A 20,750-nucleotide genomic window follows, 5' to 3' on the forward strand; every position below is an offset into this window, starting at 1 on the left:
CGGGCGCCCGGCTTGGGCCAAACTATCGCTGTGAAGCCCGACCGTCCTCCTCCGCTCCGACGCCCTTTCCCGCTTGTGCGAGGCCGCCGGTGAGTGCCGCCTTCCCGCCCAGCTGGTACGCCAGCAGCCTGCCCGAACCGCCCGCATTGCCGCCGTTGCGCGGTGAACTGCATGCCGATGTGGCGATACTGGGCGCCGGCTATACCGGCCTCACCGCCGCACTGGAACTGGCCCTGCGCGGCCAGCGGGTGGTGGTGCTGGAAGCGCAGCGGATCGGCTGGGGAGCCTCGGGCCGCAATGGCGGCCAGGCGCTGGTCGGCTACGGCTGCGAAGTGGACGAGCTGGAACGCCAGCTCGGCCGCGAGGATGCGCGCCGCCTCTTCGACTGGTCGCGCGAGGCGGTACAGGCGATGCGCGCGCGCATCGACCGGCATGGCATCGAGTGCCATTGGGTGGAGGGCCACGCCAGCGTTGCCATCCGCGCACGCCACGAGCGCGACCTGCGCGCCAACTGCGAACACCTGCAGCGACATTACGATTACCCGATGCAGTGGTGGGAGCGCGATACCCTGCGTGGGCAACTGGACAGTCCGCGCTACCGCGCGGCGATGTTCGACCCGCTCAGCGCCCACCTGCATCCGCTGGCCTACGCCCGCGGGCTGGCCGATGCCGCGCGCGCAGCCGGGGTGGCCATCCACGAACAATCGCCGGTGACGCGCATTCAACGCGGCGCACATGCGGTGCTGCATACCGACCACGGCAGCGTGCGCGCGCCGCAGCTGGTGGTGGCCGGCAACGCCCTGTTGCAAGGGCTGGTGCCTGAGCTCGAGCGGCGCATCATGCCGGTCGGTACGTATATCGGCGCCAGCGCACCGCTGGGGGCCGAGCGCGCCCGTGCCCTGATCGGCAACAACATGGCGGTCTCCGATACGGCCTGGGCGCTGGACTATTTCCGGCTCAGCCATGACCACCGCCTGCTGTTCGGTGGCCGCGCCAGCTATTCCGCGCTGCCGCCGCCGGGTCTGCACCGGGTGATGCAGCGGCGCATGCACGAGGTGTTCCCGCAACTGGCCGACATCCCGCTGCAGCAGGTCTGGGGCGGTTATGTGGACATCACCCGCAACCGTGCCCCGCACTGGGGCCGGCTGGATGGGAATGTGTACTTCGCGCAGGGGTTCTCCGGCCACGGCGTGGCAGCGGCCGGGCTGGCCGGTGAAGTGATCGCCGAAGCCATCGTTGGCCAGAGCGAGCGGCTGGACGTGTTCCAGCGCCTGCGCCATGGCCCCTTCCCCGGTGGGCGCCTGCTGCGCATGCCGCTGCTGGTGGCGGCCATGTCCTGGTACAAGCTGCGGGATGCGTTGTGGTGAGCTGATCAGGAAGCGAGCTGAATCTACCGCCCGCCGAAAACTGTGAAACTCGTCGCCGCCGGTATTCCTGTGATGACTTTCTCACTTGCCGGGCCGAGCGCTGAGGCGATTGCATAATCGAACGCGTGTCGATACCGTCGCTGAGAACCGGGTCCCGCGGCGAATGGATGCTGACAGGGAACGTACTGTGAAGGGGTAGTGCGATTGAACTGGTGGAATGAAGGCCTGCAGCTGAAGTTGCGTATCCGCCCGGCGGGGCTGGTCCTTGCGCTGCTGTACGCCATTGCATGCTGGGCGTCGCGCCAGTTGTCGCTCGACCAGTTCTATCTGCCGGCCGGCGTCCGCGTCGCTGCAGTGCTGTTGTTCCCCCCGCGTTGGTGGCCATACCTGCTGCTGGGCGAATACGCCTACTTTACGCAGATGCGCGTGCCAATGATCGAGAAGTATGGGCTGGCCTGGATCGTACTTGGTTCGGCACTGCTGATGCCTGCCGTGATGCTGATCGTGCATCTCCACCGGAAAATGATGGTGACCACGAAGAATGCGTGGCTGATTTCAGTCGCGGCGGCTTCGGCGCTGGTGGTCACCGCGCTCAATCTGATGCTGGCACACCTTCTCTGGCCGACACCACCCGAGATGCCGGTGATTGCCAGCATCGCACGCTTGGTGGTTGGCGACTTCATCGGCATTCTGACCCTTGCGCCGCTCGCGTTGCTGTGGACACGACGGACCAGCAACGCCCGGTGGACGTCAGGCTTTGCCCCGCCTGCACTCGCCGCCCTGACGATGATGGCGATGATTGGTCTGTATGCCGCACAGCTGCCCTTGGACGAAGTCAATGCCAAGACGTCGATGCAGCTGCTGATGGCGCTGCCGGTCGTCGTGCTTACCTGCCTGTACGGCTGGCGAGGTGCGGCGATCGGAGTGCCCTCGCTCAACCTGATCATCGGCCTCACCACGCCCAGTCCCTACACGGGAGCATTCGATCCAGCCGCCTTCGCGACCCAGCAGATAATGGCGGTCACCGGCGCTGCACTGTTGGTGCTGGGGTCGCGCATTACCCACTACTACCACCGTTCGCGATTGGGCGAAGTGGGTGAAAGGGATGCGCTCAAGCATGCGCGAAATTCACTGGTGGCAAGCGAGCTAGATCTCCGCGAGCGCGCGCGGCACCTGAGGAAACTGGGGGACGGTATCGACACCTCGCTCAGCGAGGTGGTGAACTGGCTCAATGCTCAGGGCCATCCCACTATAGCGAACAGCCTTCTGCACATGGCTTCGGTCCATTCGCGACAGTTCAGGGAACAGACCAGCATGGTCTATCCGGCCGCGTTGGAACATCTCGGGCTCTATGTCGCCCTCCAGGCCGGCGGCGTACGTGAAAGCTGGGACCTGAGCCATCGGGTGATGCGCCCTCGCCTGCTCGGCGATCCCTGCCAGCTCAGCGTCGGCCTGCAGCTAGCCGCCTATCGCGCACTCACCGATGCTGTTTCGCTGTTGATCAACAGTGAATCAGGCCAGATCCGCATCCGCGTACGTTGCGGCCAGACAGGCGGACGCCGCGGCATCCTGATGACGGTCGCACTACTGGATTCATACCGCACCCTGTCACCGTCCACCGTTACCGCCACGGTCGAGCGCTTGGCTGGCCGGACGATTGCGTATGGCGGGACAGTGCAGTGCCATCGGAACCGGATACGGATGGCGATGGTGGAAACGGATGATTCCGCCGCCCTCGGCATGGCATCGTTCAACGCGATGGATCACGTAACGGCCTTCGGCCAGGGAAACTCGCAGACCCAGACCTGACGCCCGGGGTCTGCTCGGCCGCGTCCATCGTGGCAATCGCAGCGGCGCGGAGACCCCGACGCCGCTGCGCTCCTCACTGTCTTTAAGGTGTTTCGACCGACCAGATAACGTCGCTGCCGCTGCGGTAACGCACCAGCGAGAAATCACTGGCGCTGTAGATCTGCGAGCGGGTGGCACCTGCCGGTATCTGGATCTGCTGCTGGGGCAGCGAAACCCGGGCCGCGTTGTTGCCTGCTGGCAGCACCCAGTATGTGCCTCCAGCATTGCCGATGATCAACTGCACGTTTCCGAGCAGGTCATTCACCTGTAGATAGGTGATCCCATCGCGCTGGAATCCAAACAGCTGCCAGCTGGGGTCTTGACTGAGATTGATCGCGGCAGGACTTGCCTGACCCAGTCCAGCAGTTGCCAACGGCTTTCCATGGAAGTCCGACGGACCGCCCGCGAATGCCGGGGCAGCGGCGAGAATCAAAAATGCAGTGGTCGCACCAAAACATGAAAATCGCACAGTGACCTCCAGGTCGAAGTTAACATCAGGAACCTCCAGCAGATACTAACCGCTTCCCATCCAATCAATGTGCCAGGCGGCGGGTACGGACGTTTTTGTCCTAAAGTTGCACCTGAAACCGCCGCTATCGGTGCCGAGCCCTCCCACGTGAGCCCGCATCATGCCCGTCCTGCCGCAGGCCGCTGTCGATGGCGACCTGGCCGATCCGCTGCCGCAGCGCATCCTGCTGGTGGAAAATTCCCGTGCCTTCACCGGCATGCTGCGCGAAGCCATCGAACAGCGCCTGGAGCTGCCGGTGGTGGTGGCCAGCTCGCTGGCCGAAGCTGATCGCCTGCTCAGTGAAGAAGGCGGCTGGTTCCTGGTGCTGACCGGGCTGGTGCTGGCCGATGGCGACCGCGACGCGGTGGTCGAGTTCTTCCTCAAGCGCAACCTGCCGACGGTGGTGGTCAGCGGTGTGTACGACGAGGACCTGCGCAAGCGCGTGCTGCAGCAGCAGATCATCGATTACGTGCTGAAGAACACTCCGGGCAGCATCGACTATCTGGTCTGGCTGGTGCAGCGCCTGGAACGCAACCGGCGCATCGCCGCGCTGGTGGTGGACGACTCGCCGTCCGCACGCGGCTATGCCGCCGCCCTGCTGCGCATGTACGGTCATGAGGTGTACGAGGCAGCCGATGGCAGCGAAGGCCTGGCGGCGATCGAGGCGCACCCGGCGATCCGCCTGGCCGTGGTCGATCAGGAGATGCCGGGCATGCAGGGCGTGGAGTTCACCCGACGCCTGCGCACCCTGCGCTCGCGCGACAAGGTGGCGGTGATCGGCATTTCCGGCAATACCGATGCGTCGCTGATTCCGCGCTTCCTGAAGAACGGCGCCAATGACTTCCTGCGCAAACCCTTCTCGCGTGAAGAGTTCTTCTGCCGTGTCTCGCAGAATGTGGACCAGCTGGAACTGATCGGCACGCTGCAGGACCTCGCCACCCGCGATTTCCTCACCGGCCTGCCCAACCGCCGCTGCTTCCTGGAACAGAGCCAGCGCCAGCTGCCGCAACTGCAGCTGCATGGCCAGTGCGTGGCGGTGGCGATGATCGACATCGACCATTTCAAGCACATCAACGACACCCACGGCCATGAGGCCGGTGACGATGCACTGCGCGCGGTCGCCCGTGCTGTCGGCGACCACGCGCGAAGCCAGGACCTGATCGCGCGCTTCGGCGGCGAGGAATTCTGCCTGCTGGTGCCGGACATGGAACAGGACGAAGCCCTGCTCTATTTCGAGGAGCTGCGCCAGCGCATCGCCGCGCTGGAAGTGGACATCGGCAGTGCCACGCTGCGCATGACAGTCAGCATCGGCTTGTGCTGCCTGCGGCCGCAGCGTGATGCGCTGCACCGGCTGATTTCCGAGGCCGATCGCCAGCTGTACCTGGCCAAGGCCGGAGGCCGCAACCGGGTCAGCTGCACCACGGTGGCCAGCCCGCTGCGCCCGCGCGAGGCTGCGCTGTCCTGACAGGCATGCCTTGATCCAGATCAACGCCGCCCGTGCGCGGCGCCTCTACAGTCGGCCCCGACATCAGCATGAAGGGGAGCCGGGGATGGCACTACTGGTCTGGCAGGACGATCTGAACATCGGCATCGATGTGATCGATCAGCAACACCGCCGCATCATCGAAATGCTCAACCACCTGCACGTGGCGCAGACCAGCCTGCAGCGGGCAGCGGTGGGCGAAGTGATCGACGAGGTGGTGGACTACACCATGTCGCACTTCGCATTCGAAGAAGAGCTGATGGAAGAAGCGGGCTATCCATTCTGTGCCGCGCACAAGCGTGTGCATGAGGTCTTCATCAAGCGGGTATCGGAATACCGCATGCGCTTCCAGGCCGGTGAGGACATCAGTGACGAGTTGCGCACCATGCTCTCGCGCTGGCTGTTCAACCACATCCGCGGCGACGACCAGGCCTATGCCGAACAGGTCAAGCAGCACCTGAACCAGTTTGCCCGCGAGCACCAGAGCGGCGGCTGGCTGGGCCGCACGCTCAAGCGCTTCTTCGGCTGATCAGCGCTGGCGGCGCTGCAGGGCGAGCAGCGCGCACAAGGTGATCACTGCGGTCAGGCACAGGTAGTAGCCGACCGCGACCAGCCCATAACGCTCTGCCAGCCAGGTCGCCAGGTACGGCGCCGGGGCTGCGCCCAGAATGCCGGCCAGGTTGAACGACAGCGAGGCACCGGTGTAGCGCACTTCCACCGGATAGATTTCGGCCAGGAACGTGCCGCACGGGCCGTAGGTCAGCCCCATCAGGAACAGACCCAGGCACAGGAACGTCAGTACCAGCCACGGGCTGCCGGCCTGGAACAACGGCGCGAACAGCACACCGAAGCCGATGATCAGCACGCTGGCGATGGCCATCGTGCGGCGCGTTCCCCAGCGATCACCGTAGCGCGCCGACAGCGGGATGCCGGCGGCGAAGAACAGCATCGCCACCATCTGCATCAGCAGGAACTGCTCGCGGCTGTAGCCGAGCACGGCGGTGCCATGGCCGAGGCTGAACACCGTCATCAGGTAGAACAGCACGAAGGTGGCGAACGCCCCCAGCGTGCCCAGCAGCATCGGCAGCGGATGGTCGCGCAGCACCGTCCACATCGGCAGGCGCACCGGCGCCTTGCGCTCCAGCGCGCGCTTGAAATCCGGTGTCTCGTGGATGTTCAGCCGCACCCACAGGCCAAGGCCGACCAGCAGCGCGCTGGCAACGAACGGAATGCGCCAGCCCCATTGCAGGAAATCGTCCTGGCCCAGAAAGCGACCGAGCAGCAGAAAGATGCCGGCTGACAGAAGGAAGCCGATCGGTGCACCCAGCTGCGGGAACATGCCGTACCAGGCGCGCTTGCCCGGCGGCGCATTCTCGGTGGCCAGCAGCACCGCCCCACCCCATTCGCCGCCCAGGCCCAGGCCTTGGCCGAAGCGGCACAGCGCCAGCAGTGCCGGCGCCCACAGGCCGATCTGCGCATGGGTGGGCAGCAGGCCGATGGCGACCGTGGACAGGCCCATGGTCAGCAGCGCGGCCACCAGGGTGGCCTTGCGGCCGATACGGTCCCCGAAGTGACCAAACACCGCCGAGCCCACCGGGCGTGCGATGAACGCCACCGCGAAGGTGGCCAGGGACTGCAGCAAGGCGGCCTGGTCGCTGCTTTCCGGGAAGAACAGGTGCGGGAACACCAGCACCGCGGCGGTGGCGTAGATGTAGAAGTCGAAGAACTCGATGGTGGTGCCGATCAGGCTGGCCAGCAGGACACGGCGGGGAGAATTCACGGGTGGCGCGGCAGCGGTGATCGTCGACATCGGCAAGGCGGGTAACGGCGGATCGACCGATTCTGCCACGCTTGGCCGCCCCGCCGGGGCAATGGTTTCAGGCGACACCGAGGCCAACGAATTCTTTCCCGGGGGCCGCTACGCTGCACCACCGGTCCCTGCATGGATGCTTCACCGATGGGTTCTGCCGCCCCGCAGTCGTGCTCCGATTCCCCGCTGCTGCCTCGCCTGGCTGCATGGCTGGTGGTGCTGCTGGTGCATCTGCTGATGCTGTGGTGGCTGTTGCATGCGGGGCGCATCGCCTTGATCGCACACGACAATTCGCGGATCAGCCTGCGTTGGCTGCCGCCGGAAGCGCCGCCGATGAGCCGTCTGGTTGTCGATGCATCACGGCCGGCGGCTGCGCCGCACCAGGTTCCGCACGCCCCCGCGCTTCCTACTGCGCAGGCCAAGCAGCGCTCAGCGCATGTCGATCGGCAACGCAGCGCGGCTGCGCGCAACCAACCACTGAATCTGAGGCTGCCGGCTGGCAGCATCGATGGTGGCGATGGCATCACTGCCGAGGGTGTGGCCGCAAAGCTGATCGGCCGCCGTGAGGTGCATGCGGCGTTCGCCCCCCGTCGCCCACCTTTCCGGATCCACCGGCAAATGACGCCCGAGCAGATCCTGCAGGGTGTTGCCCAGATGCTCGGCACCTGGCCACCGGGCTACATGGTTGACCCGTGCACGCTGGGCCAGCAGGACATGCACTACTTCCAGAACGCAGTGGAGGAAGTGGACCGGCAGTTGCTGCGCGAGGCGGTGCTGCAGGTCAGTGCAAGCTGCCGGTAGCGCGGTCTACAGCTGGATCCAGGTGGCCTTGATCTCGCTGTACTTGTCGAAGGCGTGCAGCGACTTGTCGCGGCCGTTGCCGGACTGCTTGTAGCCACCGAACGGTGCCGTCATGTCACCGCCGTCCCAGCCGTTCACCCACACGCTGCCCGCGCGCAGTTGGCGGGCTACGCGATGGGCGCGTCCAAGATCCCGCGTCCACAGGCCGGCGGCCAGTCCATAGCGACTGTCGTTGGCCAAGCGCACAGCCTCGGCTTCGTCATCGAAGCCGAGCACCGCCAGCACCGGGCCGAACACTTCCTCGCGGGCCAATGCCTGTTCCGGGCGTACCTGGTCGAACACCGTCGGCTGCACATAGCAACCGCCCGCCTCCACTTCGGCCCTCTGGCCGCCCAGCAGCAGGCGCGCGCCATCGGCTTCGGCCCGGGCGATATCGGCCAGTACCTTGTCCACGTGCGCGGCATCGACCAGCGCGCCCATCGGTGCATCGGCCTCCAGCGGATGGCGGGGCTGCATGCGTTGGCCGTAGGCGATCACCTGGTGCACGAAGTCATCGCGGATCGAACGCTGCACCAGCAACCGCGAACCGGCGGTGCAGACTTCGCCCTGGTTGAAGAAGATGCCCTGCGCCACGCCCTTGGCGGCCGCATCCAGGTCCGGCGCGTCGGCGAACACCACGTGCGGGCTCTTGCCACCGCATTCCAGCCAGACCCGCTTGAGGTTGGAGCGCCCCGCGTATTCGAGCAGCCTGGCGCCGGTAGCGGTGGAGCCGGTGAAGGCCAGCACGTCCACGTCCATGTGCAGGGCCAGCGGCTCGCCCACGCGTGAGCCGTGACCGGGCAACACGTTGAGCACGCCGTCCGGCAATCCCGCTTCGGCCGCCAGTGCGGCCAGCCGCAACGCACTCAGTGGCGAGCGCTCGGAGGGTTTCAGCACTACTGAATTTCCCATCGCCAATGCCGGCGCGATCTTCCAGCACGCCATCAGCAGCGGAAAATTCCACGGCACGATGGCCGCCACCACGCCTGCGGCCTCGCGCGTGACCAGGCCCAGCTCGCGCGGACCGGTGGGGGCGATTTCACCGTACAGCTTGTCCACCGCTTCAGCGGTCCAGGTCAGGCAGCGCACCACGCCGGGCAGATCGATGCGACGCGCATCGCGGATCGGCTTGCCCATGTCCAGCGTTTCCAGCAGGGCCAGCTCATCGGCGTGCGTCTCCACCAGCGCGGCCAGCGCCAGCAGCACGCGCTTGCGATGGGTGGGGCTGGCCTGCGACCAGTGGCCTGCCTCGAACGTGCGGCGCGCCGAGGCCACTGCACGCTCGACGTCCTGCGCATCACAGTCGGCCACCGCACCCAGTACGCGCCCGTCGATCGGGCTGATGCAATCAAAGCGCGCGCCGCTGGCGGCATCCACGTAGCGGCCATCGACGAACGCTTGCCCGGGAATCGCCACGCGGCTGCGCAGGGCCTGCCAGTGGCTGCGGTCGGGGAAGTCGGCCATGGGTCGCTCCAGCAATCAACGTTCCTTGTTTATACCGGCGCGGCCGCGACCCCACCGTGATCGACCGCGCTGCGCGCTCGCCGGGCATGGCCCGGCGCTGCCACAAGGTCGAGGCCCGAACGGTAGCGCTGGGCCATGCCTGCCGACAGAACCGTGACGCGGCTGCGCTAGAGTCGCAACCATCGGACCCGATGGAGCCGGCATGAAAACCCCTGCAAGCGACCTGCACGACCTGGCCACCCAGCGCCCCGATTCACTGGACGCGTACTGGATGCCGTTCACTGCCAACCGCCAGTACAAGGGCGCGCCGCGCATGCTGGTACGTGCCGAGGGCATGCACTACGAGGACATCGATGGGCGCACCATCCTCGATGGCACCGCTGGCCTGTGGTGCTGCAATGCAGGGCACGCGCGCCGGCGCATCGTCGACGCGATCGCCGAGCAGGCCGCCACCCTCGATTACTCGCCGGCCTTCCAGATGGGTTCGCCGCCGGCCTTCGCCCTGGCGCAGCGGCTGGCGGCACTGGCCCCGGCCGGGTTGAACCACGTGTTCTTCACCAGCTCGGGTTCGGAGGCGGTGGATTCAGCGATGAAGATCGTGCTGGCCCACCACCGCCTGCGCGGCGAGGGACAGCGCACGCGCTTCATCAGCCGCGAGAAGGCCTACCACGGGGTCGGCTTCGGCGGCATGGCACTGGGCGGGCTGCCCAACAACCGTCGCCAGTTCGGCCTGCAGCTCGGCGGCGTGGACTACCTGCGGCATACCCTGGACCTGTCACGCAATGCGTTCAGCAAGGGCCTGCCACGCCAGGGCGCCGAGCTGGCCGACGATCTGGAACGGCTGATCGCCCTGCACGATCCGTCCACCATTGCCGCGGTGTTCGTTGAACCCATCGTCGGCTCGGCCGGGGTGATCCTGCCGGCGCCGGGCTATCTGCAACGACTGCGCGAGATCTGCGACCAGCACGGCATCCTGCTGGTGTTCGATGAGGTCATCACCGGCTTCGGCCGGGTTGGCATGGCGTTCGCCGCGCAGCGTTTCGGGGTCACCCCGGACCTGTTGACCTTCGCCAAGGGAGCCAGCAACGGCGCGGTGCCGCTGGGAGGCGTGCTGGTCGGCGACAGCGTGCATGCCAGCTTCATGCAGGGTCCGCCACAGGCCATCGAGCTGTTCCATGGCTATACCTATTCGGGCCACCCCTTGGCCTGCGCGGCGGCGTTGGCCACGCTGGACATCTACGCCGAGGAACGGTTGTTCGAGCGCGCGATCGAGCTGGGCGAATACTGGCAGGAGCGCCTGCACGCCCTGCAGGGGTTGCCGAACGTGATCGACATCCGCAACTTCGGCCTGGTCGGTGCGGTGGAGCTGGCACCGCGCAAGGACGCTCCCGGCAGCCGTGGCTACGAGGTGTTCCGCCGCTGCTTCCACGACGGGCGCCTGCTGGTGCGCTGTACCGGCGACATCATCGCGCTGTCACCGCCGCTGATCGTGGACAAGGCACAGATCGACCAGATCACCGGCACCCTGGGCGAGATGATCCGGGCCACCGCCTGAGGCCAGGCCGGTGCTGGTGAGCGGGTACAATGGGCGGTTCCGCTCCTGCCTGTTGCCGTGCCCATGAACATCGTCGTCAAAGAAGAACTCAAGGCCTACATCGACCCGCTCACCGCCGACGAACACGAGGCGCTGGAGCGCAGCATCCTCGCCGAAGGCTGCCGCGATGCGCTGGTACTGTGGGGCGACGTGCTGGTGGATGGACACAACCGCTTCGGCATCTGCCAGAAGCATGGCCTGCCGTTCAACACCGTGCAGAACACCCGCTTCCAGAGCATGGAAGACGTGCACCTGTGGATGATCGAACAGCACCTGGGCCGGCGCAGCGTTTCCGATTTCCAGCGCGGCGTGCTGGCCCTGCGCAAGCGCGACATCCTGTCCGCGCGCAAGCAGGTCGAACAGGCGCAGCTGCAGCGCGAAAGCGACGGCACCGCCGAGCCGGCCGACGAGGCCGGCGAAGACAGCCCGCCGTGGGAACCGGCGCCGAAGATCAGCCGCGCCGAACTGGCCCGCGAAGCCAAGCTGAGCACCAGCCAGGTGGGCATGATCGAGCGCATCCACGCCCAGGCTGCGGCCGAGGTGGTGGAAGCGGTGAAGGCCGGCGTGATCTCGATCAGCGCCGCCGCCGCCGTGGCCGACCTGCCGGAAGAAGAGCAGCGCGCGGCGGCTGCCGGTGGCAAGGATGAACTGAAGCAGGCTGCAAAGCGCGTGCGTGAGTCCAAGCGCAAGCCGCGTGCGCCGAAGCCTGAACCGGAGTCGGCGGAAATGGACTTCGAAGAGGCCAACGAGGATGAGATCGCCAGCCGCGATGCCGAGGTGCTGGCCGCGCTGGAGCAGCTTGGCGAGGATGCCCCGGCGCTGCGCCGCCGCGTGGTTGCCCTGACCCGCGAGAACGACACCCTGCGCGCACAGCTGGCCCATCTGCGCAGGCAGCTGGAAACGCTGTAACGGGTGGGTAGCGCCGGGCCATGCCCGGCGAGCGCAGCGGCGCCTGAAGCGCCGCCGGGCATGGCCCGGCGCTACCGATGCGTCGGCATCATTCGGTGACGGGTAGACTTCGGGCATGACGTCTGCCATCGATCCGCGCCGCGCCCAGCTGCGGCGCCTGAAAACCCTCGCCCTTGGCCTGCTGCTGCTGATGCTGGCCGGTTTTGCGGTCAGCCACTGGCAGGGCGAGCGTGGCATCTGGGCCTGGGTCTCGGCCTTCTGCGAAGCCGCCGCGGTCGGCGCGCTCGCCGACTGGTTCGCGGTGGTTGCCCTGTTCCGGCGGCCGATGGGCCTGCCGATTCCGCATACGGCGATCATTCCGCGCAGCAAGGAACGCATCGGCGACAGCTTGGCCCTGTTCGTGCGTGACCAGTTCCTGGAACCGACGGTGCTGCTGGCCAAGCTGCAGGTATTCGATCCAGCCAGCCGCCTCGGCAGCTGGCTGGCCGATCCCGGGCGTTCACGGATGCTGGCCGACATGGCCCGTGGCTGGGCGCTGCAGGCGCTGGACTTCTTCGATGAAGCTGCGGTGCGGCGGCAGCTGCACAGCTTCGTGGTGCAGCAGCTGCGGCAGTGGAACGCCGCAGCCACCGCCGGCGAACTGCTGGGCCTGCTGACCGCCGATGGCCGCCACCAGCGCGTGCTGGACGAAGGCCTGCAACGGCTGGGGCGCTGGCTGGAGCAGCCGGAAGTGAAGGAGCGCGCCTCGCAGCTGATCGTGCGCTACATCCAGCGCGAATGGCCGACGCTGTCGAGCACGGTGAACTGGGTCAAGCCGATCGATGAGATCGGCGACAGCCTTGCCGAACGCCTGGCGCGCGCGGTGCTTGAGGAGCTGCAGCAGGTGCTGGCCGAGCCGCAGCACCCGCTGCGCCAGGACTACGAACAATGGCTGGGCAACTACGTGCAGCGCCTGCGCGAAGACCCGGCACTGGCCGAGCGCATCGAGCAGCTCAAGCAGGAAATGATCGACCACCCTGCCCTGCAGGACTACGTGCAGGGCCTGTGGTCGCGCATCCATGCCAGCCTGCGCGGCGATCTGCAGCGCGAGGATTCGGCACTGGTCGGTCATCTGCAGCGCAGCCTGGCCTCGCTGGGTGACAGCCTGCAATCGGACCCGGCGTTGCGCGAGGCATTGAACCAGCACCTGCTGGAAGGCGCTCAGCGGCTCACCGGGCGCCTGCGCGAGGGCGTCACCACCCATATCGCGCAGACGGTGAAGAGCTGGGACGAACGTCATCTGGTCGAGCAGCTGGAACTGAGCGTGGGCCGCGACCTGCAGTTCATCCGCTTCAACGGCACCCTGGTGGGTGGGCTGATCGGGCTGCTGCTGCATGCGGCGACGGTGCTGTTCCGGTTCTGAGGGGGGGGCCCGGCCGGGCTGCGCCCGGCACCCGCAGAGGCGACAGCAACAACCGAAGCGAACGGCAACAGCGGGATTCCGTGAGATGGCGGGGTGGGTCCGCCGCCGGGGGACGCCGTAAATACGTCCTTGGTAGGCTCGATCGCGCCTTGCTCGTGTGCGCCGTCCTGCGCACACGGCAAGCCCGGGGTTGGGCGTCCTGCCCAACCCGCCCGACGCATGCCTCGGGCCCATGGCGCTCACGCCCCCGCCACCGGACCCACCCCACCTCCGACAGCTGTCCGGCTGAAGGCACCAACGGCATCGGATCCACATGTTCGGGGACGAATGGGGCTGTCACACTTGCTTAACGAAATGCGAATGCCTATCATTTACTGATCGGTTGTACGCTTAGCCAAGCGGGGCACGGAAGCACGCGCCCACCCGCCCCTTCGCCCGTGTACATCCCCCGACCACTGGGTCGCCTGCCTGCCGCAGGTGGCGCGCCGTCGATGGGAATCACGCTGGGTGACGTGCGCGGAGCGCATGGCTGCCATGGGTGCGTTTGCCATCGCCTGTTTTTTGTCCTGCATGGAATCGCACCGATGGCTTCTCCCCTGAATACTCCCCGCCCAACCCTGCTGGCCCTGGCCCTGACCGCTGTGATGATCGCCCCGCTGGCCCACGCCGATGCACCGCTCGCTGCCGATGCGCGCACGCTGGACACGGTGAAGGTGACCGCTGACGGCGAGATCGCAAACGGCTACACGGTGAAGAACACCCGCAGCGCGACCAAGCTGGATCTGTCGCTGCGCGAGACGCCGCAGTCGGTCACCGTCATCACCCGGCAACGGCTGGATGACATGGGGTTGTTCTCGTTGTCCGACGTGATGGGCCAGGTCACCGGCGTCAGCGTGTCGGTCACCGACAGCGAGCGCATCAGCTATGTTTCGCGTGGCTACACGATCGAGAACTTCCAGATCGACGGGATGCTCAACACTTTCGGTGGGTCGATCAAGACCAACACCGACAACGTCATCTACGAACGCATCGAAGTGATCCGCGGCGCCACCGGCCTGACCACGGGCGCTGGTGATCCGTCCGGCACCATCAGCATGGTGCGCAAGCGCCCCACCGACACCTTCCAGATGAGCAGCAACCTGACCATGGGGCGCTGGGGTAACCAGCGCCTGGAAGCCGACCTGGGCGGTCCCGTGGCCTGGGACGGGCGCATCCGCGCACGCGTGGTCGCGGCCAAGCAGCAGAGCGATTCGTTCCGCGATGTCTACAAGCTCGACAAGGACGTGTTCTACGGCATCGTCCAGGCCGACCTGACCGACAGCACCCTGTTCGAACTGGGCTATGAATACCAGTCACCGCACACCACGGGCGTTACCTGGGGCGTGGTGCCTTACTGGGGTGCTGACGGCAACCCGGCCAACCTGCCGCGCTCGACCAATCTGTCGGCGTCGTGGAGCGAATGGCCGATCATTGAAAAGACCACCTTCGCCCGCCTCGAACAGCAGCTGGGCAGCGGCTGGTCGCTGAAGGGCAGCGTCAGCCATGCCGTGCGTGATACCGATGGCAGCGTCTGGTACGGCGCAGCCGGCTACCCGCGCGCGGACGGCACCGGCGTCACCGCCTACGTCTCGCACTTCAACGAACACAGCACGATGGACGTGTTCGACGTCAACGTCGGCGGCCCGTTCCAGCTGTTCGGCCGCGAGCATGAACTGGTGTTCGGGCTGGGCCAGTCCGTGCGCAAGGGCGAATCCGAAGCGACCAGCTTCGACACCAGCGCACCGGGCTACATGCAGGTTCCCGACTGGCGCAACTGGACCGGCAAGGTGCCGGTCCTGCCGGTGACACGCTATGGCCGTCTTTCCTCGGAAAACGAGCTGCGCCAGCGCGCCGCCTACATCGCCGCGCGCCTGCGCCTGGCCGACCCGCTGCTGGCCGTGGTCGGCGCCCGCTATGGCAGCTGGGAAACCCGCCAGTGGGGCTACGGCTACGACACCAACGGCAACCGCAACCGCACCACCCGCACCGGCTACAAGCCCGACGACACGCTGACCCCGTACGCCGGCCTGGTCTACGACTTCAATTCGATGTTCAGCGGCTATGTCAGCTACACCGACATCTTCAAGCCGCAGAACTACCGCGACCGCAACGGCAACTACCTTGAGCCGGTGGTCGGCGACATGTACGAGGCTGGCGTCAAGGCCGAATTCTTCGGTGGCCTGCTGAACGCCTCGGCCGCCGTGTTTGAGGGCAAGCAGGACAACGTGGCCGAGATCGATGATTCGGTGCCGCTGAACTCGCTGCCCGACGGCGGCCAGGCCTATCGCTCGACCGGCAAGGGCAACAAGGTGAAGGGTTGGGAACTGGAAACCCAGGGCAGCATCGGCGAGCAGTGGAACATCTCGGCCGGTTTCGCCCGTACCCGGATCCGCAACGCCGCGGGTGTGCTGCAACGGACCACCACCCCGCAGGAAACCTTCCGCCTCAACACCAGCTGGCGGCCGGGCGGCATCGAAGGCCGCTTCTGGCTGGGCGGCGGCGTGACCTGGCAGAGCCGCATCTGGAACAACAGCACCAAGCCGACGGCCGACTACCTGAGCACCGGCCGCACCGAAAGTGCGCGCATCACCCAGGACGCGTTCTACCTGCTGAACCTGGCCGGTGGCTACCGCTTCAACGAGAACTTCAGCGCCCAGCTCAACATCAGCAACCTGCTGGACAAGAAGTACTACAACAACGTCGGCTTCTACCAGGGCGTGTACTGGGGCGAACCCCGCAACGTCAGCGTGACGCTGCGCTGGAAACTCTGATGACCTGATGGATGGTGCCGGTTCTGCGACCGGCACCCGGCCACGGATGGCCAACCCCGGCGCGCTTCGTTGCGCCGGCCTTCTCTTCATTCAACCTGCAGGACCGCCGTGGACCGCTCGCCCGCAACCGCCAGCCCCCGCCTCAGCACCTTCTTCGCCAACCCGCGATGGGGCGTGCTGTCCCGATCCCTTGCCTCCATCTTCGGCGGCTACGCGCTTGCCTCGATGACCACGGTGTTCTGTGCGCTGGCGCTGCCGGGCGCGCGCGGCCAGGCCGTGCTGACCGGCATGCTGCTGGCGATCCTGGTCGCCGCCTGCGCCGCGCTGTGGGCGTTCGCCACGCGCAGTGCGCTGCGTGCCTGGGTCGGCATTCTCGCCCCCACCCTGCTGTTGGCCGGCATTTCGCGCCTGCTGGGAGCGTGGGCATGAAGAATGGATTCCGCCAATCCATGGCCTGGCTGCATACCTGGACCGGCCTGCTGGTCGGCTGGCTGCTGCTGCTGATCTTCATGGCCGGCACCGCCAGCTACTACCGCGAGGAAATCAGCCGCTGGATGCGCCCGGAGCTGCCGCGCAGCACGGTCAGCACCGACGAAGCGGCGCAGCGCGCGGCCGACTACCTGCTGGCCAACGCACCACAGGCCGAGAGCTGGTTCGTCACCCTGCCGCAGCCACGCAATCCGGCCATGCAGATGTTCTGGCGGTTGCCGGCCGAGCTGGCCGACCCCAGCAAGGGCCGACGCGGCGCCTTCGGTGATGCCACCCTGGACCCGAACACCGGCACCGAGCTGAAGGCCCGCGAGACACGTGGCGGCGACTTCTTCTACCGCCTGCATTTCGACCTGCACTACATTCCCGTGCTGTGGGCGCGCTACCTGGTGGGCTTCTGCGCGATGTTCATGCTGGTGGCCATCATCACCGGCGTGATCACCCACAAGAAGATCTTCAAGGACTTCTTCACCTTCCGGAAGGACAAGGGCCTGCGTTCCTGGCTGGACTTCCACAACGTCAGCGCGGTGATGGCCCTGCCTTACCACGCGATGATCACCTACACCGGCATCGTCACGTTGATGATCATGTACCTGCCGTGGGGAGTGAACGTGGCGTACGGCACCGACCAGGATGCGTTCTACGCGGAGGCCTTTGGTGGCCTGCCCGAGGTCACCGCGCCCGCCGAAGGCAAGGCAGCGCCCCTGCCGCTGCGGCAGCTGCTGGACAGTGCCCGCACGCATTGGCACGGCACCGAGGTCGCCGGTTTCAGCGTTGCCAATCCCGGTGCCGCCAATGCGGTGATCGACATCCGCCAGCGCGATGGCAAACGCCTGTCCATCGATACCCCGGCGCTGCGCTATGACATGGTCACTGGCGCGCTGCTGCAGGAAACGCCGCCTTCCGGTGGCGCCACCGCCACCCGTGGCGTGCTGTATGGCCTGCACCTGGCCCGCTTCGCCGATTGGGGCCTGCGCGCGTTGTTCTTCCTGTCCGGCCTGACCGGCTGCCTGATGGTGGCCAGCGGCGTGGTGCTGTGGGCGGTGAAGGAGCGGCCGAAGCATGCCAAGAGCGGTCGCACCGGCTTCGGCCTGCGCCTGGTCGATGCACTGAACATCGGCGCCGTGGCCGGTCTGCCGATCGCCTTTGCCGCCTATTTCTGGGGCAACCGCCTGCTGCCGCTGGGCTTGGCCGAGCGCTCCAACGCCGAAGCGAACGTGTTCTTCTACGCGTGGGGCGCCTCGCTGCTGGCAGCCTTCATCTGGCCCAAGCGGATGATGTGGGCGTGGCAGCTGTACATCGGCGCGGCCGCGTTCGCGCTGATTCCGGTAGTGAACGCGCTGACCACCCACGCGCACCTGGGCGTCACCTTGTTCAACGGTGACTGGGCATTGGCCGGTTTCGACCTGTCGATGATCGCCTTCGGCGCCATGCTGGCCCTGTGCGGCTGGCGCATGCAACGCTGGACGCCGCCGCTGACTGCCGCCGAGAAGAAGAAACGCGCGGCGGCCGCTGCAGCGACGAAGGCACCGGCCGATGCAGTGGAAGCGGAGGCCAGCGCATGATGCTGCTGGTACTGGGGTTGTCGTTCACGGCGTTCACCGCGCTGTCGCTGGCGATGGAAAAGCATCAGCAGGAACTGCACGGCAAATCCGCGGCATCACCGGCACGGCGCACGCAATGGCGGGTGCTGGGCTGGGTACTGCTGACGGTGGCTTTCGCACTGTGCGTGGTCGACCACGGCTGGGCGATGGGCCCGGTGCTGTGGCTCGGCGCGCTCACCCTGGGTGGAATCGTGCTGGCGTTCGCGCTGTACCCGTACCGGCCGAAATGGATCGCGCCGCTGGCGATCGCGTTGCCGGTGATCGGGCTGGTGGTGGCGCTGTTGTAACCCGTGCGGTGGGCCGCATCCACGCATGGCGTGGATCTACTACGGCTCTCATCCACGCATGGCGTGGATCTACCGGACCCACGCTCGCCGGGCATGGCCCGGCGCTACCGTTCTGCGCGCACGTGGGTAGCGCCGGGCCATGCCCGGCGACGCGTCACGCCAGGCGCTTCAGCTCCCACGCACGATGGATGCGCGCGTTGCGCTCGAAATCCGGGCCGATGGTGCTGGCGCTGATCTCGCGGCACTGGGCGAATTCGGCGATGGCGTTCTCTTCCAGCTTGAAGCGGCGGAAGTTGTTGGAGAAGTACAGCACGCCACCCGGCGCCAGTCGCGCGACGGCCGCACGCAGCATCTTCACCTGCTCGCGCTGTACGTCGAAGTCCTCGGCGCGGGCCGAGTTGGAGAACGTCGGCGGGTCGCAGAAGATCACGTCGTACTGGCCGCGATCGCCTTCCAGCCAGGCCATCGCATCGGCCTGCACCAGCAGGTGCTGATTGCCGCCCTGCCCGTTCAAGGCCAGGTTGTCGTAGCACCACTGCAGGTAGGTGGCCGACAGATCGACGCTGGTGGTGCTGGCCGCACCGGCCACCGCCGCCTGCACGCTGGCCACGCCGGTGTAGCAGAACAGGTTGAGGAAGCGCTTGCCGCGCGCCTGCTCGGCCATCAGCCGGCGCAGCGGGCGATGGTCGAGGAACAGACCGGTATCGAGATAGTCGAACAGGTTCACCTGCAGCAGCGCGTTGTTCTCGCGTACCACGAGGAACTCATCGCGCTGCTCGAAACGGCCGTACTTGCTGCCGCCCTTGCCACGTTCACGCGATTTCATCGATACCTGTTCCGGCGGCACGCCGAACACCTCGCGCGCAGCGGCCAGCAGTTCATTGCGGCGGCGGCGCACGTCGTTCTCGGGAATCGCGGCCGGTGCAGCGTATTCCTGCACATGCAGGAACGTGCGGCGCTGGCCGCCATCTTCCTCGTACACGTCGATGGCCGCTGCGTATTCCGGCAGATCGGCATCGTAGGCACGGAAACAGGTGATGCCTTCGCGCGCGCGCCAGCTCTTGAACTTCTTCAGGTTCTTGCGCAGGCGGTTGGCCACCATCTGCGCGCCTTCGCTCAGCTCGCGCACCTGTGCCGGGTCGCGGCCCGGCACCGCGATCGGATCGCAGACGATCAGTGCGCATTCCAGCGCACCATTGAACATCTGGTACTTCTTGCCCGCACGCAGGCCGGTGGCGAACGCCAGTTCGTCATTGCCGCACAGCAGGCTGGCGCGCCACTGCGGCACGGCCTTCTGCAGGGCATTGCCCAGCTTGCGGTACAGCGCCGGATCGGCGGCCAGGCGCTCGTCATACGGCGGGTTGCAGACCACCGCGCCGATCTCCTGCTCCGGGGTGGGCAGGTCAGCCACATCGGCGCGGGTGAAGCGGATGGCATGGGCGACGCCGGCAACTTCGGCGTTCTCGCGCGCGGCCTGGATCGCCACCGGGTCGATGTCGCTGCCGTGGATGACCGGCTTCAGCGCGGCAAGGCCGGTCGCTTCGCGATCACGCGCTTCGCTCTGGATGGTTTTCCAGGCAGCCTTGTCGAAGCCCAGCCAGCGGCTCGGCGGCAGGCTGCCATGGCGCATCAGGCCGGGGGCGACATCGGCCGCCATCAGCGCGCCTTCGATCAGCAGGGTGCCGCTGCCGCACATCGGGTCCAGCAGGCCGCCACCGGCAGCGTGCAGGCGCGGCCACTGTGCGCGCATCAGCAGCGCGGCAGCCAGGTTTTCCTTCAACGGCGCGTCATGCGCCGCACCGCGCCAGCCACGGCGATGCAGCGGGCCGCCGCCGAGGTCGATCGACAGCGAGGCGCGGCCCTTGCGCAGCGACAGGTTGACGCGCACGTCCGGCAGGTCGGTGTTGACCGAAGGGCGCTCCAGCCCTTCGTCACGCATGCGGTCGACGATGGCGTCCTTGATCCGCTGCGCGGCGAAACGGGCATGGGTGATCTTGTCGCCGGACACATGTGCGTCCACCGCTAGGGTCATCTCGGGCCTGATGTGTTCGTGCCACGGCAGCGCACGCACGCCGTCGTACAGCGCCTGCTCGTCCGGGCATTCGAATTCGTCGATCGGCCACAGCACGCGGCTGGCCAGCCGCGACCACATCACGATCCGCAGCGCCTGCTCCAGTTCGCCATCGGCGTTGACGCCGGCGATGGTGGCGGTGGCCTTTTCCAGGCCCAGGGCCGACAGCTCATCGGCAAGCAGGTATTCCAGGCCCTTGGCGCAGGAGACAAAAAATTTCACGGGATCGGTTCGCAGGTGGTCAGGCACGGCAGGGGGCCGGGC

Annotated in this window: 16 protein-coding genes; 12 read left to right on the top strand and 4 right to left on the bottom strand. The window is 66.8% G+C overall.

From position 1 onward, the window contains the following. The first annotated feature begins 128 nt into the window (after positions 1-128). Together K5K93_RS05580 and K5K93_RS05585 are read left to right on the top strand one after the other, a co-directional pair. The gene (locus K5K93_RS05580; RefSeq protein ID WP_261311965.1) at positions 129-1,367 is read left to right on the top strand and encodes an FAD-binding oxidoreductase; all 1,239 of its coding nucleotides are present in this window, start codon (positions 129-131) and stop codon (positions 1,365-1,367) included. 198 nt (positions 1,368-1,565) lie between these two features. Beyond that, positions 1,566-3,176, top strand: coding sequence for an MASE1 domain-containing protein (locus K5K93_RS05585; RefSeq protein ID WP_261311936.1), 1,611 nt, complete (start codon positions 1,566-1,568; stop codon positions 3,174-3,176). Between the two features lie 82 nt (positions 3,177-3,258). Here K5K93_RS05585 and K5K93_RS05590 read toward each other — a convergent pair whose 3' ends face one another. After that, positions 3,259-3,588 carry a hypothetical protein gene (locus K5K93_RS05590; protein WP_235189914.1) on the bottom strand — a complete coding sequence of 110 codons (330 nt, stop codon included), beginning with the start codon at positions 3,586-3,588 and terminating at the stop codon, positions 3,259-3,261. 256 nt (positions 3,589-3,844) lie between these two features. On the opposite strand from K5K93_RS05590, the gene K5K93_RS05595 reads away from it, so the two are divergent. Both K5K93_RS05595 and K5K93_RS05600 read left to right on the top strand, forming a co-directional pair. Then, on the top strand, positions 3,845-5,188 hold the full coding sequence (locus K5K93_RS05595) for a diguanylate cyclase (protein ID WP_059063890.1): 1,344 nt from the start codon (positions 3,845-3,847) through the stop codon (positions 5,186-5,188). Positions 5,189-5,273: 85 nt separating this feature from the next. Then, positions 5,274-5,735 (top strand): bacteriohemerythrin, encoded by a 462-nt coding sequence (locus K5K93_RS05600; RefSeq protein WP_025875341.1) that lies wholly within the window; start codon positions 5,274-5,276, stop codon positions 5,733-5,735. On the opposite strand, the gene K5K93_RS05605 is transcribed toward K5K93_RS05600, so the two are convergent. Further along, complete coding sequence (locus tag K5K93_RS05605) at positions 5,736-7,016, bottom strand: MFS transporter (protein WP_033830743.1); 1,281 nt, start codon at positions 7,014-7,016, stop codon at positions 5,736-5,738. Between the two features lie 147 nt (positions 7,017-7,163). Here K5K93_RS05605 and K5K93_RS05610 point away from each other — a divergent pair, with 147 nt between their 5' ends. Beyond that, entirely contained in the window at positions 7,164-7,817 is a 654-nt protein-coding gene (locus tag K5K93_RS05610) for a hypothetical protein (RefSeq protein WP_229655671.1), read from the top strand. A gap of 6 nt (positions 7,818-7,823) precedes the next feature. Here the strand turns inward: K5K93_RS05610 and K5K93_RS05615 are convergent, their stop codons facing one another. Next, a complete protein-coding gene (locus K5K93_RS05615; protein WP_222390069.1) occupies positions 7,824-9,320 on the bottom strand; it encodes an aldehyde dehydrogenase in 1,497 nt (498 codons plus the stop codon). Between the two features lie 202 nt (positions 9,321-9,522). Between K5K93_RS05615 and K5K93_RS05620 the strand changes: the two genes are divergently transcribed. The 7 genes from K5K93_RS05620 (at position 9,523) to K5K93_RS05650 (ending at position 18,415) form a co-directional block, all read left to right on the top strand. Beyond that, the gene (locus K5K93_RS05620; protein ID WP_222390072.1) at positions 9,523-10,875 is read left to right on the top strand and encodes an aspartate aminotransferase family protein; all 1,353 of its coding nucleotides are present in this window, start codon (positions 9,523-9,525) and stop codon (positions 10,873-10,875) included. Between the two features lie 63 nt (positions 10,876-10,938). After that, the gene (locus tag K5K93_RS05625) at positions 10,939-11,823 is read left to right on the top strand and encodes a plasmid replication/partition related protein (protein ID WP_140226536.1); all 885 of its coding nucleotides are present in this window, start codon (positions 10,939-10,941) and stop codon (positions 11,821-11,823) included. A gap of 115 nt (positions 11,824-11,938) precedes the next feature. After that, positions 11,939-13,225, top strand: a complete 1,287-nt coding sequence (locus K5K93_RS05630) for a DUF445 family protein (protein WP_093817793.1) — start codon at positions 11,939-11,941, stop codon at positions 13,223-13,225. A gap of 584 nt (positions 13,226-13,809) precedes the next feature. Beyond that, positions 13,810-16,035, top strand: coding sequence for a TonB-dependent siderophore receptor (locus K5K93_RS05635; RefSeq protein WP_222390076.1), 2,226 nt, complete (start codon positions 13,810-13,812; stop codon positions 16,033-16,035). A gap of 108 nt (positions 16,036-16,143) precedes the next feature. Further along, positions 16,144-16,464, top strand: a complete 321-nt coding sequence (locus K5K93_RS05640; protein WP_222390077.1) for a DUF3649 domain-containing protein — start codon at positions 16,144-16,146, stop codon at positions 16,462-16,464. Next, a complete protein-coding gene (locus K5K93_RS05645) occupies positions 16,461-18,089 on the top strand; it encodes a PepSY-associated TM helix domain-containing protein (RefSeq protein WP_025875359.1) in 1,629 nt (542 codons plus the stop codon). Before K5K93_RS05640 ends, K5K93_RS05645 begins: the two co-directional genes overlap by 4 nt. Then, positions 18,086-18,415: a DUF3325 domain-containing protein gene (locus tag K5K93_RS05650; protein WP_032975662.1), complete on the top strand. Its 330-nt coding sequence runs from the start codon at positions 18,086-18,088 to the stop codon at positions 18,413-18,415. Before K5K93_RS05645 ends, K5K93_RS05650 begins: the two co-directional genes overlap by 4 nt. A gap of 154 nt (positions 18,416-18,569) precedes the next feature. On the opposite strand, the gene rlmKL is transcribed toward K5K93_RS05650, so the two are convergent. Next, entirely contained in the window at positions 18,570-20,708 is a 2,139-nt protein-coding gene (rlmKL, locus tag K5K93_RS05655) for a bifunctional 23S rRNA (guanine(2069)-N(7))-methyltransferase RlmK/23S rRNA (guanine(2445)-N(2))-methyltransferase RlmL (RefSeq protein ID WP_222390079.1), read from the bottom strand. Positions 20,709-20,750: the final 42 nt, after the last annotated feature.

The sequence above is a fragment of the Stenotrophomonas sp. DR822 genome (assembly GCF_019793815.1).
GTDB lineage: Bacteria > Pseudomonadota > Gammaproteobacteria > Xanthomonadales > Xanthomonadaceae > Stenotrophomonas > Stenotrophomonas indicatrix.

Coding starts and splice junctions, on each gene's coding strand:
- K5K93_RS05595 (WP_059063890.1), top strand. CDS start 3,845: ATGCCCGTCCTGCCGCAGGCCGCTGTCGATGGCGACCTGGCCGATCCG.
- K5K93_RS05600 (WP_025875341.1), top strand. CDS start 5,274: ATGGCACTACTGGTCTGGCAGGACGATCTGAACATCGGCATCGATGTG.
- K5K93_RS05605 (WP_033830743.1), bottom strand. CDS start 7,016: ATGTCGACGATCACCGCTGCCGCGCCACCCGTGAATTCTCCCCGCCGT.
- K5K93_RS05610 (WP_229655671.1), top strand. CDS start 7,164: ATGGGTTCTGCCGCCCCGCAGTCGTGCTCCGATTCCCCGCTGCTGCCT.
- K5K93_RS05615 (WP_222390069.1), bottom strand. CDS start 9,320: ATGGCCGACTTCCCCGACCGCAGCCACTGGCAGGCCCTGCGCAGCCGC.
- K5K93_RS05620 (WP_222390072.1), top strand. CDS start 9,523: ATGAAAACCCCTGCAAGCGACCTGCACGACCTGGCCACCCAGCGCCCC.
- K5K93_RS05625 (WP_140226536.1), top strand. CDS start 10,939: ATGAACATCGTCGTCAAAGAAGAACTCAAGGCCTACATCGACCCGCTC.
- K5K93_RS05630 (WP_093817793.1), top strand. CDS start 11,939: ATGACGTCTGCCATCGATCCGCGCCGCGCCCAGCTGCGGCGCCTGAAA.
- K5K93_RS05635 (WP_222390076.1), top strand. CDS start 13,810: ATGGCTTCTCCCCTGAATACTCCCCGCCCAACCCTGCTGGCCCTGGCC.
- K5K93_RS05645 (WP_025875359.1), top strand. CDS start 16,461: ATGAAGAATGGATTCCGCCAATCCATGGCCTGGCTGCATACCTGGACC.
- K5K93_RS05650 (WP_032975662.1), top strand. CDS start 18,086: ATGATGCTGCTGGTACTGGGGTTGTCGTTCACGGCGTTCACCGCGCTG.